This window comes from Stieleria mannarensis, assembly GCF_014154935.1.
Taxonomy (GTDB): Bacteria; Planctomycetota; Planctomycetia; order Pirellulales; family Pirellulaceae; genus Stieleria; species Stieleria mannarensis.
The window spans coordinates 30,239-45,499 of record NZ_JACEHH010000006.1 but is presented as its reverse complement, the minus strand read 5'-3'; the positions used below and the strand labels follow the sequence as shown (position 1 = coordinate 45,499).

At 59.3% G+C, this 15,261-nt stretch carries 11 protein-coding genes and 1 tRNA gene; 8 read left to right on the top strand and 4 right to left on the bottom strand.

Annotation, left to right across the window (positions count from 1 at the left end):
• Positions 1-34 precede the first annotated feature (34 nt).
• Positions 35-1,867: a type II secretion system protein GspD gene (locus H1B37_RS06000; RefSeq protein WP_182865727.1), complete on the top strand. Its 1,833-nt coding sequence runs from the start codon at positions 35-37 to the stop codon at positions 1,865-1,867.
• Between the two features lie 266 nt (positions 1,868-2,133).
• On the opposite strand, the gene H1B37_RS05995 is transcribed toward H1B37_RS06000, so the two are convergent.
• Complete coding sequence (locus H1B37_RS05995; RefSeq protein WP_220498065.1) at positions 2,134-3,876, bottom strand: Na/Pi cotransporter family protein; 1,743 nt, start codon at positions 3,874-3,876, stop codon at positions 2,134-2,136.
• 207 nt (positions 3,877-4,083) lie between these two features.
• On the opposite strand from H1B37_RS05995, the gene H1B37_RS05990 reads away from it, so the two are divergent.
• A complete protein-coding gene (locus H1B37_RS05990; protein ID WP_353620787.1) occupies positions 4,084-6,288 on the top strand; it encodes a Na/Pi cotransporter family protein in 2,205 nt (734 codons plus the stop codon).
• 125 nt (positions 6,289-6,413) lie between these two features.
• On the opposite strand, the gene H1B37_RS05985 is transcribed toward H1B37_RS05990, so the two are convergent.
• Complete coding sequence (locus H1B37_RS05985) at positions 6,414-6,809, bottom strand: DUF5684 domain-containing protein (RefSeq protein WP_182865725.1); 396 nt, start codon at positions 6,807-6,809, stop codon at positions 6,414-6,416.
• Positions 6,810-7,109: 300 nt separating this feature from the next.
• On the opposite strand from H1B37_RS05985, the gene H1B37_RS05980 reads away from it, so the two are divergent.
• From H1B37_RS05980 to H1B37_RS05960, 6 genes are all read left to right on the top strand, one after another.
• On the top strand, positions 7,110-8,285 hold the full coding sequence (locus H1B37_RS05980) for a Gfo/Idh/MocA family protein (RefSeq protein ID WP_182865724.1): 1,176 nt from the start codon (positions 7,110-7,112) through the stop codon (positions 8,283-8,285).
• A 280-nt stretch (positions 8,286-8,565) separates the two neighbouring features.
• Complete coding sequence (gene pta, locus H1B37_RS05975) at positions 8,566-10,692, top strand: phosphate acetyltransferase (protein WP_182865723.1); 2,127 nt, start codon at positions 8,566-8,568, stop codon at positions 10,690-10,692.
• A complete protein-coding gene (locus H1B37_RS05970; RefSeq protein WP_182865722.1) occupies positions 10,689-11,903 on the top strand; it encodes an acetate/propionate family kinase in 1,215 nt (404 codons plus the stop codon). The genes pta and H1B37_RS05970 overlap by 4 nt, the downstream gene beginning before the upstream one ends.
• Before the next feature lie 2 nt (positions 11,904-11,905).
• Positions 11,906-12,028 carry a hypothetical protein gene (locus H1B37_RS33675; RefSeq protein WP_286177447.1) on the top strand — a complete coding sequence of 41 codons (123 nt, stop codon included), beginning with the start codon at positions 11,906-11,908 and terminating at the stop codon, positions 12,026-12,028.
• 243 nt (positions 12,029-12,271) lie between these two features.
• A complete protein-coding gene (locus H1B37_RS05965) occupies positions 12,272-12,616 on the top strand; it encodes a hypothetical protein (protein ID WP_182865721.1) in 345 nt (114 codons plus the stop codon).
• A 248-nt stretch (positions 12,617-12,864) separates the two neighbouring features.
• On the top strand, positions 12,865-13,164 hold the full coding sequence (locus tag H1B37_RS05960; RefSeq protein ID WP_182865720.1) for a hypothetical protein: 300 nt from the start codon (positions 12,865-12,867) through the stop codon (positions 13,162-13,164).
• Between the two features lie 160 nt (positions 13,165-13,324).
• Here H1B37_RS05960 and H1B37_RS05955 read toward each other — a convergent pair.
• Positions 13,325-13,397, bottom strand: a tRNA-Gly gene (locus tag H1B37_RS05955).
• A 119-nt stretch (positions 13,398-13,516) separates the two neighbouring features.
• Positions 13,517-15,250, bottom strand: a complete 1,734-nt coding sequence (locus tag H1B37_RS05950; RefSeq protein ID WP_182865719.1) for an alginate export family protein — start codon at positions 15,248-15,250, stop codon at positions 13,517-13,519.
• Between the last annotated feature and the right edge of the window lie 11 nt (positions 15,251-15,261).

The window sequence follows — 15,261 nt, the reverse complement described above, 5'->3', positions numbered from 1 at the left end:
GCGATCAGGCCACGCGTTGGTGGAAGCTCACGCCATGGTGGAAATCCGCGCGATGGTGGCAGTTTGCGTGATGGTGGCCGCGTGCCTGTTCTCGGGCGGGGTGTCCGAGGCGCAAACCAGTCTATCGCTCAAACACGACGCTTCGGCCGAGATCCAGCAAAAATTGTCCGATCGTTACAGTTTGGACCTGCGCGACGCGACCTTGCTGGAAGCTCTGTTCGCGATTCGCGATGTCAGCGGATTGAACATCGTCGTCGGCAACGAAGTCACCGGCACCGTCAACGCGTCCTTTGCCGACACGGCCGTTTACGACATCCTGGACTCTTTGTTGATCACACGAGGCTACGGCTATCGAATTGTGGGCAACAGCTTGGCGATCGTGCCGTTGGCAAGCCTGGGCGATCAATTGCCGCTGTTCCAAACCAAAGTTATCGGGCTGGTGCACTGCAAACCCGGCGACGTGCTGACGTCGATCGAATCGATGCTTTCACCGGAAGGCCGAGCCCACGCTGTTGAATCGAGCAACTCGATCGTCGTGATCGATTATGCCGACCGCATCGACACCGTGCGCCGACACCTGGAAACCCTGGAGACCGCGGCGGCTCGCTATCGTCAGGAACAAGCGTCGGCCAACGATCGCCAGTCATCCGGCCGCAGCAACTCAAGCCCCGCCGAGGGCGACATGGTGCGCGTCTTCCAAACCCAGTACGTCTCTCCCGAGATTCTGACCGAAGCGATCAAACCGTTGTTAAGTCAAACCGGGCAAGCAACGCCCGTGGTCCAGGAGAACAAGCTGGTCGTCGCCGACACCGCCGACAAGATCCAACGGATCGCGATGGCACTGGCGGAATTGGACCAGCCCCGTCGGCAGGTGAGGATCTGGGCGTTGATCTACGACTGCAGCACCGATGATCTGGAACGACTGGGCGTCAACTGGGGCGGCGGTCTCAACAGCAGGGCAATCGCCGCGGCGACCGGCGAGGCGGCACAATCGATCGTCGTTCGCAGCGTGACCGCACCGGTGGAAAGTGGGACTAACGGCGTCGTCACCCTGACCAGTCTGAATCGCCACATGAACATCGATTCGATCATCCAAGCCCTCGATACGGCCGACGATTCGCGACTGTTGGCTGACCCGAATGTCGTCGTGATGAACCACGAACAAGCCGTCGTCGAAATCGTCACCGAAGTCCCCTATCAACAGTTGACCCAGGGACTCGAAGGCGGCACGATCGGCACGACGGAGTTTCGCGAGGCCGGCGTGACATTGAACGTCGTTCCACACATCGCCGACGACGGAACCATTGCGATGGTCGTCAACCCGCGTTTCAGCCTGTTGACCGGGTTCAGCGAACCGGACAACGCGCCGATCATCGATCGTCGCGAAACGACCACGACGGTGCGGGTCGAGAACAACCAAACCATTGTTCTGGGCGGCCTGCGGCAACGCACCCGAATCGCCGAGCGGAGTGCGATCCCGGGACTGGGCAACATCCCCTACCTGGGAAAGCTGTTTCGACACCGTTCGGCCGCGACGCGTGAAAGCGAATTGTTGGTGTTCATCACGCCACAAATCGTGACGAGCCCGTGCATCGGATCGGCCCGCGAACACTGTGTCAATCAAATGCTGCAGCGAGAAATCAACCAGACCCCGACCCATCCGTTGCCCTTCGGCATCGAAGTCCTGCGGGCCGAACAAGACGCCCAGGCACACAAGATTGACTGCTTCGGCCACCCCAAACCGACGCATGTCCATCAACCACTTGCGTCGTCAAACGAGTGCGAGCGTTGCATAACTCCTTGGAACGGGACGCTTGAATCCGAGTCGGAACTGATCGACATCGGGCTGTCGGATCGGGAACTGTAGCGAGACGAGCGAACCGACTTGATGTCGAGCGCCGCGAGCAGGGTGGGCGCCAAGGTAAACGAAAACTCTTCCTGAAAGCATTGGTGTCCACAAGTTTCAATGGCTCCCTTCTCCCCGGCTTTGTGGGGGAGAAGGGAGCCTGTCCTCGATTGCGAGCCGACTTGTGTAGACAACAGTGCCCTGAAAGGGAGCGTCGATCGGTGAATCCACACCGTCTCGAGAAGGCGTGCGGTACCGTCTCCCACTACCGCATGCTCACGAAGACTTCAAACGCGAACCTCGTCAAGGTTTTCAGCAGCTTCCTGCGGCGGCACCTCCGTTTCCCGCCCGCGGCCGTTGGCCGTTAACTTGGCGATGCGTTTGGCAAAATAAAACATGCGTTTGAGATACTCCATGATCTCGGATTCCAGCCGATACATGGCCAAGCGATTCGGGGCATCGGCGATCAACCGGCCGGACAGGTGGACTTCCGCCTGATCGGCCAGCGCGTTGATCGTCGACTTGGCCTCCAAGACGATACGTGCCGAGTCGACATCGCCCGAGACGAAGGATTCGATTGCCCGTTCGGTCGCGCGAATCACCTCGCGGTTCAATGCCTCCAACACGGCTTCGGTTTGCTTGCTGATCATCAACCGATTGGCGATTCGGTCTCGCCCGGCTTCGACCAGATTGGATTCGATCATGTCGCCAATGCTTTCCAGATAGTTCGCCACGGACAAAAACTCGTGTAACTGCTCCGATTGATGATCCGACAGATTTTCTTGCGACAGGCGCCCCAAATACGTCACAATCGCGCCGTGCAATTCATCGACATGATTATCAAGTTCGTGCAGTTGGCTAACCTGCTGCCGCGAGCCATGAATGATCGTGTGCAAGGCGCCGCGCATCATGTGGAGTGCGGCCGCCCCCAAACGCCCCAGTTCCAACCGGACAACGTCCACGGCCAACGCGGGGGTTTGCAACAACAACGGATCGAGATACTTGGGGGCACCAGGCCGGTCGGCCGAAACCGGCTTCTCGGGAACCAGTCGTTTAACCAGCCAGACCATCGGTGTCGTGAACCAGATCAGCATGAACGTGTTGGCGACGTTGAAAACCGTATGGGCGTTGGCGATTTGGCGTGGCGTTTCCGCCGCGACACGCGCCAGCCCACTCAGTTCCGGACTTTGCGGTGACACCCACTGCACCAGCGCCGACAACTCGGGGATGAAGGCGAACCAAATCGCCACGCCCGCGATGTTGAACACGACGTGGGCCAACGCGGCGCGAACGGCTTCCCGAGGCTTACCGATCGATGCCAGCCCTGCCGTGATGCAGGTGCCGATGTTGGCGCCAAAAATCAATGCGATTCCGGCGTCCAGCGAAACGAATCCTTGACCGGCAAGGGCGATCACCAGACCGGTCGTCGCCGCCGAACTTTGCACGATCGCCGTAAAGATCGCCGCGACCAGAATCCCCAGAAACGGACGATCCATTTGATGCATCATCTCGATAAAGGGACGATACGAACGCAACGGCTCGGTTCCGTCACTCATCAATTGCATCCCAAAAAAGATCAATCCTGATCCCATGATCAGCTGACCGTAGTAGCGAACGCCATCATGCCGAGATGCGAACTGCAAGAAAAAACCAGTGGCCACCAACAGCAATGAATAGTGCGTGACCTTGAATGCGATCAGTTGGGCCGTGAACGTCGATCCGATATTGGCGCCCATGATGACGCCGATCGATTGCGTCAACGTCATCAGACCGGCGGAAATGAACCCGACCACCAGCACCGTGGTGACCGACGATGACTGGACGACCGCCGTGACGATCGATCCGGCAACCGCGCCGGTGAAACGGTTGGTCGTCAGCGTCGCCAACACCTTTTTCAAACCATCGCCGGCGATCATCTTCAACGACTCGGACATCTGGTCCAGACCGAACAGAAACAAGGCCAGGCCGCCGATCAATCCGGTCAGCAGCGGCCCAAACTGCAATGCATCAGATGTAACTTCAGCCAGCAACACAGCGGTCCGATAAGAGGGTAAGATTCGCCAAACCTTCTGCAAAGATTAACACATTGTTCATCGCAATTTGCCCTGCGGTCCGTTTGTCCCAATTGCCCCGCGTGTCGCATGGGCGAATACGCACACCCTGGGCTGCGATTGCCTTGCTGAACATCAACGCCCTTTGTCAATCGCTGCCGGTATTCGTCAAAAACAAGCATGCCAGTGACACGTCATCTTCGAAATTTCCGCGTGGGAATCATCGGTCGCTATCCCGCCCCCCTGTCGGAACGGGCCCACACCCCATTTGTTTGTCTGCCGCAGTTCCGCCTCGTCGCCGCGCTGTTGTTGGCCGGAATCCTGCTCGGCCACAGCGACGGCACGCCGGGGTGGGCACAATCACCGCGGACCGCCGCAGACGCCAAGGCCGAGCGGATTACTGATGGTGACTCCGGCGGCGGCAGCGAGGAACTGACGACCAAACTGATTCCCGACCAGAAAGCGTTCCTGGGATCGCCCGCCACCCTGATCGATCTTTCCGAGGTGTTTTCGGAAACCGAGATCGGTGAGGAACCGTTCCAGGTCGAGGTTCTGCGTGGCAAGCAGGATGTCGCCGAGGCTGTCGTGGAGGGAACGCAATTGCGGCTCAATTGGCAGCGTCGGACGGCGAAGAAACGCGAGATCCTGTTGCGGGCGACCAGCGATTCGGGAAAGACCGTCGACACCAAATTCTATGTCGAGCTCTGGGAACCGGACTATTGGAAATTGATTCTGACCGTCCTGGGCGGGCTGGGGCTGTTCTTGTTGGGGATGAAGAACCTTTCCGAAGGCTTGCAGGCGATCGCCGGCAATGGGCTGCGTCGGATGATCAGCATCGTGACCGACAATCGGCTGATGGCGACCGGCGTCGGCGTGTTGGTGACGATGCTGGTCCAATCCAGTTCGATCACCACGGTGATGGTCGTCGGATTCGTCAACAGCGGTTTCATGACGTTGACCCAAGCCGTCGGCGTGATCATGGGGGCCAACATCGGGACCACCATCACAGGCTGGATCTTGGTGCTAAAGATCGGCAAATACGGTCTGCCGTTGGCCGGTGCGGCGGCGTTTTTTTACCTGTTTTCCAAACGAGATCGCATCCGCTATGGCGCCCTGGCGGTGCTGGGGCTGGGGCTGGTCTTTCTGGGTTTGGAGATCATGAAGGATGGTTTCGCCATCGTCAAAGAGCTTCCCGAGTTTGAAGCTTGGTTCAAAGCCTTCGATGCCGGGACGTACTTGGGGGTCCTCAAATGCGCCCTGGTCGGCTGCGTGTTGACCTTCATCGTCCAGTCCTCTTCGGCGACGTTGGGCATCACCATCGGACTGGCGCAGATCGGGGTCATCGACTTTTCGACCGCGGCGGCGTTGGTGCTGGGCGAAAACATCGGCACGACCATCACGGCCTGGCTGGCTTCCTTCGGATCCAACACCAATGCGAAACGAGCCGCCTACTTTCATATCAGTTTCAACCTTTTGGGTGTCGCCTGGATCACGGCCGTCTTTCCGTTCTACCTGATGCTGGTTCGTTACATCGTGGCCGGTGACACGGCCGCCGACATGACCTTGGGCGCGGTGTCGAGCGCAGAGATCACCGCCGCGATCGCGATGGCGCACACCGGTTTCAACGTCACCAACACGATCGTGTTCCTGCCGCTTGCCGGGTACATGGCTTCGGCATTGATACGGATAATCCCGGATCGAAAGAGTCTGGTCGACGAGGAAGAGCACTTGACCAACTTGGACATTCGCATGCTCGAATCGCCCGTCGTTGCGGTCGAACAATCTCGCGTCGAAGTGTTGCGGATGGTCAACGCCTGTAAACAGATGATGACCTGGCTGCAAGAGTTGTTGGAAAGCGACGGCCCCGGCAAGGAGCTGCGCAAAAAAATCCTGGACATGGAAGAAGAATTGGACGTGATGCAAGGCGAGATCGTCACGTTCATGTCCAACTTGTTGGTCGGCAATGTGCCTCACGACGTGGTCGATGAAGCGCGTCGGCAATTACGCCTGGTCGACGAATATGAATCGATCAGCGATTGCTTGGCCACGGTGGTCAAAGCGCACCGTCACCTGGTCCGTCACGACACGCAATTGCCGCCCGATCAACAGCAAGAATTGCGTGAACTGCACGCGATGGTGTCCGAGTACTTGAACCGCGTCAGCGGCTATTACGAGCAATTGGGACACTCCGGCGGAGTGGTCGAGGTGCTGCCGCACGGCGAGTCGATCACCAAGCATGCCAAATCGTTGTACAAACGCGTGCTTGAAAAGGCCCCCGAGGAGCAATTGGAGGTCCGGTCGCTGGTTTCGTACAACCGGATGGTGGCCGCCTATCGCCGCGTCCGCGACCACCTGGTCAACATCGCCGAAGCGCTGGCCGGCGAGAAATAGCTGGCCGGCGACGTATTGACGTAGCTACGCTCGCCGGAGCGCGGAAAATGCTGCACCGGCCATTTCCGATGCTTCCGCTGAAACCGTACCCAATTAAAATGCCCGAGGTGCAAATCGGCCGGCGATTACGCCGCAGCCACGCCCTGGTACTTGGCGTCACCGAATCCCAGGATCGGGTAGAAGATGAAACCTAAAAAGGCTAACCCGATGCCGAACCCGACGCCCTTGCCAAAGTTTTTGGCCACGTCGATCGAGATGACGATCGCGATGATCAAGTTCACCAACGGGATCAAGCACAACACAATCCACCAGATCGGTCGGCCGGCGATTTGCAGCAGCAGGATGATGTTGTAGATCGGGATGATCGCTCCCCATCCCGGCTTGCCGGCCTTTTCGAATGTCTTCCACAGCCCGGCGATCACGACCACGATGATCGCAAGTTGGATCACCAACATCAACAAGCCGATGATTCCGCCACCCTCGTCCTGGGCCAGCGGAAGAGTGAATTCAAGGATGCCCATCGTGACGCCTCGTGGTGGTTGTGGTTGCGATCAAAACCAAATTGCGTTGCCGTCAATCGCCAAACCGCCGCGTGAGGTCCGTGCCAATCCCCACCCGCATGCGTGGCGATCACGCACGTTCATTGTAACGGATCCGCCGCCTGCAATTGTGGCAAAATCACGGCACGGCAAAACGATGCCGAAACTCACCCGCGTCGATGGCTTGTTGACCGTCCGCGACAAGCCCTATACTGGCGAATCCCCCATGATCGGCGGGCAAGAAACAGACTCCAATCTAATCGCAAAACGGCAACGAATTTCATGAGTCAACGACCTCTCAATGTTGGATTGATCGGCGGTGGCGGCGGTGCATTCATCGTCCAACCGCATCAACGCGCTATCCATTTCGACGGAACCCGACGCGTGGTCGCCGCGGCACTGCACCCGGATCCGAAAGTGGCATTGGAAGAGGCCGCCAATTGGGACTATCCGATCACCGGATACACCAATTACGACGAAATGATCGACGTCGAATCCAAAAAACCGGTCGGCGAACGGGTTGATTACGTGGTGGTCGTGACGCCCAACCACGTTCACTTTGATCCCTCGATCAAGTGTGTCCGAGCCGGCATCCCGGTGTTCTGCGAAAAACCGTTGACGCTGAACCTGGACGAAGCCAAGCAGTTGGTCGATGCCGTCGAAGAAGCCAAGATCCCGTTCGGCGTCGCGCACACCTACCTCGGTCACTGGACCAGTCGCTTCGCCCGGTTCATCGTCACCAGTGGGTTGTTGGGTGACGTCCGCTGGGCCGATTCTCGCTACCTGCAAGGTTGGTTGGCGGGTCGGACCGAAGATGAAGGCGTCGCCCAGGCCGAGTGGCGTGTCGATCCCAAAAAATCGGGCATCAGCTGCTGCGGCGGCGACATCGGGACCCACGCGTTGATGCAGTTGCGATACATCACCGGACTGGATGTCACCAAGGTCCAAGCCAACCTGGTCACCTTCGTCGGCGGACGCCAACTGGACGATCACTTCACGACCTACTGTGAACTGTCCAACGGGGGAAAAGCACTCGTCCGCGCCTCGCAAATCGCCATCGGTCACAAGAACGACCTGGGCATCGAAATCAACGGCACCAAGGGCACGTTGATCTGGGACCAAGAATTTCCCGAACAAGTCAAGATTTTGTTGCCCAACCAGCCCGACCGGACCTATTTCCGCGGTGCGATCGCTGCCAACGACGGATTCCTCGGCGATCTGCCCGAAGAACTGATGGCCGAGCCAAATATCCCCGCCGGACACCCCGAAGCGTTCCACGACGCCTATGCACGGCTGCACCGTTGTTTCGAACAAGACGTTCGTGCCTACAACGACGGCAAACCGTTCAGCTGTGACGGCAGCAAGTACGCCAACGTGCAAGACGGTCTCAACGGCATGCAATTCATTCAAGCCGCCGTGGACAGTTCGGCCAACGGTTCGACCTGGGTCGAACTCTAAGCGTCAAGCGACGTCTCGTTGAACACGAGACGACAATCAAGTGTTAGACTCTCTCCCTCTGGGAGAGAGGGCGTTTGCGCAGCAAGCAAACGCCAGAGAGGGGCTGGGCCACAATCGTCGGCGCCAGCCGCACTGATACCGACCACTGCGGCGAGACTCCCCCCATCAAGCTGGACAGATCGCGCACGCGTTGCGTCGGATGTTGCAGCCGAAAACGCCCTGGTCTAAACAGAGCCGGTACACACCGAGCCCGTCATCGACGCACCAGGATCGCAGTTCAATGGCTCAAAGTCTCTACATCGCCGCGTCCGAACCGGACAGCGGCAAATCGCTGGTCGTGCTGGGCATCATGGAAATGTTGTCCCGACGCGTCGAGCGTCTGGGCTTTTTTCGTCCGATCATTCGTAGCGACGGCAAACGTGACAACGACACCGAATTGCTGTTGAATCGCTACCCGCTGTCGCAAAGCTACGAAGACAGCTATGCGTTCCCCTCCGATGAAGCCGAAGAGATCGCGACGGAGAAAGGGCTGTCGGTGCTGTTGAGGATCATCTTGGAGAAGTACAAGGCGATCGAAGCACAGTCTGATTTTGTACTTTGTGAAGGCACCGATTTCGACGGCGTCACGTCCGCTTTCGATTTTGACCTTAGCGCACAGATCGCAACCCACCTCGGGACCCCCGTGCTGAATGTTCTTTCCGGACGCAATAAATCCCCCGAGAGTATCCGTAGCGCCGCCCATGCGACACGAATCGCGATGGTCGACGAAGGCTGCACGGTGACCGCCAACATCGTCAATCGCGTCGCGCCCGAGCAGATGGACGCGGTCCGCGGGGAGGTCCAAAAAAGCTGGGACTACGAAGACCCGATTCTGTTCGTCGCCGACGAACCGACGCTGGAATCGCCCACGGTGGGCGCGGTGGCCGAGGCTCTCGGTGCGGTCCCCATTCGTGACGGCGAAATGGATCTCAATCGCGAGATCCAGACGATCGCGGTCGCCGCGATGCAGTTGCCCCACTTCTTGGAACGAGTGCAGGAAAACAAACTGGTGATCACACCGGGGGATCGATCCGACATCTTGCTCGGCTGTCTGGCCACCGTCGCGTCGGACAATTATCCCAATATCTCGGGGATCGTGCTGACCGGTGGGCTGCGACCTCCCGAAACGGTGACCCGTTTGATCGAAGGGATTCGCCGTCCCCTGATCCCGACCTTTGCCGTCGAAACCGACACCTACGAAACGGTCCGAAACGTGATGGCGGTCGAAGGTGTCATCAGCGCTGATAACGAACGCAAGATCCAGGCCGCCCTGGGCGTTTTCGAGTCATCGATTGATTCGGAAGTCTTGCTCCAGCGGGTCGACGTCGTCCGCTCCCGGGTGGTCACCCCGGCAATGTTCGAATACGAGTTGATCGAACAGGCGAAACGGAAACGCCAACGGATTGTCTTGCCCGAAGGCGAAGAAGAACGCATTCTGCGGGCGACCGAAATCTTGCGGCGTCGTGATGTGGCGGAGATCGTTCTGTTGGGCAACCCGGCAAAAATCCGAACGCTGGCCGACGAACTGGCGATCGACCTGACCGACGTCGAAATCATCGACCCCAGCGACAATCCCTATCTGGATTCATTCGCACACAAGTTCTACCAACTGCGACGACACAAAGGGGTCAACGAGGACCAAGCCCATGACACGGTGCAGGACGTCAGCTACTTCGGGACCATGATGGTTTACGAAGGGATCGCCGATGGGATGGTTTCCGGATCCGCGCACACGACCGCCCACACGATTCGTCCCGCCCTGCAAGTCATCCGCACCAAACCGGGATGCTCGATCGTTTCCAGTGTGTTTTTGATGTGCTTGAAAGACCGCGTGCTGGTGTATGGCGATTGCGCGATCAATCCCCGACCGAACCCGGCCGAGCTGGCCGATATCGCGATCAGTTCGGCAAGCACGGCCAAGGCGTTCGGGATCGATCCGGTCGTCGCCATGCTGTCCTATTCCACCGGCCAATCCGGCAGCGGCGAGGAGGTGGAACGGGTCAAGCAGGCAACCGCGTTGGCCCGCCAGGCCCGCCCCGATCTGTTGATCGAAGGCCCCATCCAATACGACGCCGCGATCGACCCGGGCGTCGCCAAAACGAAACTGCCCGACAGCCAGATCGCCGGCCGCGCGAGCGTCTTTATCTTTCCCGACTTGAACACCGGCAACAACACCTACAAAGCGGTCCAACGCGCCGCCAACGCCGTGGCGATCGGCCCCGTGTTGCAGGGGCTGAAAAAACCCGTCAATGACCTCAGCCGCGGTTGCACCGTGACCGACATCGTCAACACCGTCGCCATCACCGCGATCCAATCCCAACGCAACGGGAACGGAGAGCAGCGCAACGGGAACGGAGGCCCGGCATGAAGCAAGTCCTCGTGCTCAATTGCGGCAGCTCGTCGATCAAGTACGAGTTGTTCGAGATGGATCAAGGCCGGGCGCTTGAGGCCGGCTTGGTCGAACGAATCGGCGAAGCGAAGAGCTGCCTGAAGCAAACCTCGTCCGGGTCCGGGACCAACTGGCCGTCGCGGACGACCGAAGTTTCGGTGCCCGATCACCGTCATGGAATCGATATGATCCGACGCGTGCTGTCGGAAAACGCAAGTTTTGACGGAGGCCGCCATCTGGTCGGCATCGGACACCGTGCCGTTCATGGCGGTGAAACATTCTCCCGTCCGACGTTGATCGACGATCAAGTCTTGGCGGCGATCCGCGATCTGATCCCGCTCGCTCCACTGCACAACCCGGCCAACCTGGTCGGCATGGAAGTCGCCCGGGCGGCGTTCCCCCATGTGCCGCAAGTCGCTGTCTTCGACACCGCCTATCATCAAACCCTGCCCCGATACGCCTATCACTACGCCGTGCCCCAGGATTGGTACGATTCCTACCGCGTTCGCCGCTACGGTTTTCACGGCACCTCGCATCAGTACGTTGCCAAACAAATCGCGCGTCACCTCGGGCGGTCCGCGGACGAACTGAACACGATCGTGCTTCATTTGGGCAACGGATGCAGCGCGAGCGCGATCCGCGGCGGCGTCAGCGTGGACACCTCGATGGGACTGACGCCGTTGGAAGGCTTGATGATGGGGACGCGCTGCGGTGATCTCGATCCGGCGATCCTGGTCCACATGGGCAAGCAAGCCGGAATGAGCCTGTCACAGTTGGACACGGCGCTCAACAAACAAAGCGGTTTGAAAGGCCTTTGCGGCGTCAACGACATGCGCGAGGTGATGGCGATGGCGGCCGGCGGAGACGGAGCGGCGAATCTGGCCGTGGAAATTTTCGTCTATCGAATCAAGAAGTACATCGGCGCCTACCATGCGGTGCTGGGACGCCTGGATGCGATCGCCTTCACCGCCGGAATCGGCCAACATTCCCCGGAGATCCGAGCCCGCAGCTGCCGTGAGCTGGAAGCCATGGGCATCGCCATCGACCCCGCGCGCAACACCGCGGCGACTGGATCGGAAACAAGCGAAATCCAAACCGTCGACAGCCGTGTCAAAGTGCTGGTCGTTGCCACCGACGAAGAACTAGAAATCGCCCAACAAACCCTCACCTGCGTGCGCGACGCTCAATGAACATGAAACGACGCGAGTTTTGCGTTTCTCTTGCGGTCGTTTCGGTCGCCGCGACGCCGAGCTTGCTGTCCGACTTTCAACAGTCGATCCGGCGGCAGGGCATCGAAACCCATTGGAAACGCTGATCCACCGGGACGATTGCTCGGCACCGCCCCATCATCGGTTCGGGCGCACCGGTGGAACGATTGGCAAAACTATGGGGGCAAAACAATCCCAGCCCGTGATGCCCGTTCCCTCCAACATCCTCCTCTCTGCCATCATTCTGCCTCCCATCGTTTTGCCCATCGACTTGCCGACTTTCCGAATCAAGCCGACACTGGTGTGACTTGACTTCCACGCCCTGACGCGATCGAGATCGGAGGAAAGACATGGACTTTTGGGATCATCTCTTTGACAACGAATACAAACGGCGAGCCGACATCGAGAAGCTGAAGCGAACGGCGCGCGCCCGCCGTCTGGCTCGCCGCCGCACCGCCGACCAAATCGACAGCCAGGAAAAACGGATCGAACAGCTCGAAGACAAAGTCGGCGAGCTGGCTCTGTTGTGCCGATCTCTGCTGACCATCTTGCGCGAGAACGGTGCCGTGGATCCCCAGCGGTTTCAGCAGATCATGACAGAAATTGACGCCGAAGATGGAGTCGTTGATGGCAAGATCACGAACCCGTCGCCTCCCGACGATCCGCCGGATGTGCCAGAGATCCGTGCCTGGTAGCCCGCCGTGACCCACCAGATCGTTTCCAGTGTCGACGTCGCATGAGGGCACGCTCCGCTGCACATCACCACCGTTGATCGTGCGGCTGTCTGTGCGTCCATGCACGGCGGCGGCCGAGATTGATCGCCCGACGTCGTTGTTTGTGCGGAAGCGGCTCCCCAAATCGCAGGCGGCGAGGTTGGTACAAGAATTGCTCCCGCTTCGGAGCAAGGCGGCACCATATCCAGACTCGTTGGAGGAACAGCGCCGTGTCATCCCAAATGCGAATCGCGGGCGATATTCGCGACAGGTTGGAGCAGCGGTATTGGAAGCTAAAAAAGCAGCGTGACGATCGGTGCCGATACCTCGCCGGTTGGTGTGGTGTCGCGATCGACAGCGGCAGCGAACCGGTCGATGTGTTGGACCTCTGCAAAGAAGCGGCCGAGGTCTGCAATGACAGCGAAAAGCTGGACGTCGTCGATCGGATCAACAACGACACGCTCGACATGCGAAAGCTGCAAGAGTTGCTCCGCACGCTCGACCAAGATCGCAGCCACTTCGTGATCTAACGCGAGCTTGATTTTCGGATACCGGACCAGGCGACGACTCCATCCGGATCGCCACCGGCAGGGACTCCTCGCGTCGTCCACGACCGTTGACTTTCGGGCCGTCGTCCGTGGGACTCGGTGCGACGCTGCGCCCGACTCACGGTTCCCTCGTCACCGCCAAAGCGGGTGACCGGATTCGAACCGGCGACAAACAGCTTGGGAAGCTGTCACTCTACCAACTGAGTTACACCCGCGAACCGCCGGGTGCATCTTATGCGATGCGCCCGCGGCAGTCAAAGTAATCCGCCCGCGGCCGTCAAAGTAATCCGCCCGCGGCCGTCAAAGCTTGACCGCCCGCGGCCGCCGCAACGGCTCACCAACGCTGCTGGAAAATCAGATACAACGTTTCCGCGTCGGAGGCTTGCCCGGGCCCGGCAGTGGCTTCCAGGAAGCTGCCGCCGAACAATTTGTTGTAGCTGACCAGGAGATCGGAATACCGGGTGAGGTGAAAATTGAGCACCAGATCGATTTCATCCCCGACGTTATTGCCGGCCGCTCCCGTCGGATCACGTCGATAGGGGACGCCGCCGGCGTTGTAAAGGGCGTCGCGTTCTTCGGCCAAGTAGAAGTGATGGTACTGCAGCCAGACCGTCGTCCATTTCGTTGGATAGAGGTACAGATGTGCGTTGAGATCGTGAATGTTCTGACGGCCGACCAGATCCATCCAGCCCAGGTAGTAGTGCCCGAAGGGAAACTGTTGGTTGAACGTGTTGGATGTCCCCGATGTCGGGTCATTGTCTCCGCTGGCGTAGTCGTAATACAGCCAAAACGAGGGCGACCATAATGCCTCGCTCCAGTGTTTCCCCAGGCCAATCGTGCCCATCCCGGCAAACAGGTCGCGATCGGCTTGGTGGCCGCTTTGCAACGCCGCTTCCGCATCCCATAAGAAGCCATCGCGGCTGCCCGCCCAGCGCGATCCAAACGTGTGAGTTTGAAAGGGGGCTCTGCGGATGCCCAACGGCATCGCCGCGTTTTCATTGTCATAGAACAAGTAGTACAGGTCGCGCGACTCGCCTTTTTGTGGCCGCTGGGTCGCCCAAAGTCCGGCAAACGTTTGATTGTCGTCCGCCGAATCAAACTCGCTCGCTTGCGGTGGGACGTAGTGGGTCCAGAATGCGTCAAAGTCAAACGTTTCCCCTTTACGAAACAGCCGAAACCCGTCGAAGGAGTGACGTTTGTTGGCCCACGGAAGAGGGGTGACCAGCCGCTGTGAACCGAACAACAGTTCTTGGCGTCCGCCACGCAGGTAGACCGGTTTTCCAGCCAGGTCCCCCAGGCGGACATCAACGAACAAATCCAGGATGTCTCCGCGATCAACGTCGGGCGGGACGGGTGCCAGCTCTTCTCCGAAACTGTCCGCCCAAACGTATTCGCCATAAACACGAAGGTTGTCGCCGTACCATACATCCAGGTACTGCCGGACGTGGCTGAGCAAATAGTCGTTTTCGGTCCCCGTCAGCCGGCTGTTGGTCTCGTTGGAATAGCGGAGCCAAAACTCGCCTCCCGTGCTTAGCAACAGCCGATCGGTCGCGCGGATTCGTTTCAACCGCTCGACGATCGTGCGTTGATTGTCGCGAACGTTTTCCACATACCGCCAATCGGCGTCAAAGAATGGCCAGGCGTTGATCGCAAATGGTGCGTACCCCGACGGCGGTTGGGCCGGGCGACACCGGTCGGTCAAGGCATCCAATGCGGAGTAGTAGCCGCAACCAGTCGGCGGAATCGAAAAGATCCCCGGCCGAGGCATCTGGCGGATCGTTTCAGGGTACTTGGACCAATCCACACCGGCGCCGGTGACGTTGCATTGGCACCGAGGGGACAGCGGCGCGACCGGGGGCGGAATCCGATCGACGGCCGACATCACAACCGAGGCTTGCTCCGTCGTTTCGTGTCGTCCGACCCCATCGGGGGCCGGCGATGCCGCGTCGACGACGACCGTGTCGTGAAGAATGGGAACGGCACTGCCATCATCGGCCACCGCGTTGGAAATAGCGGCAAACGCCACCATGAGGGCCAATCCCTGCCCTCCGGCTCGAGCAAAATGCATCGGTACGCCTC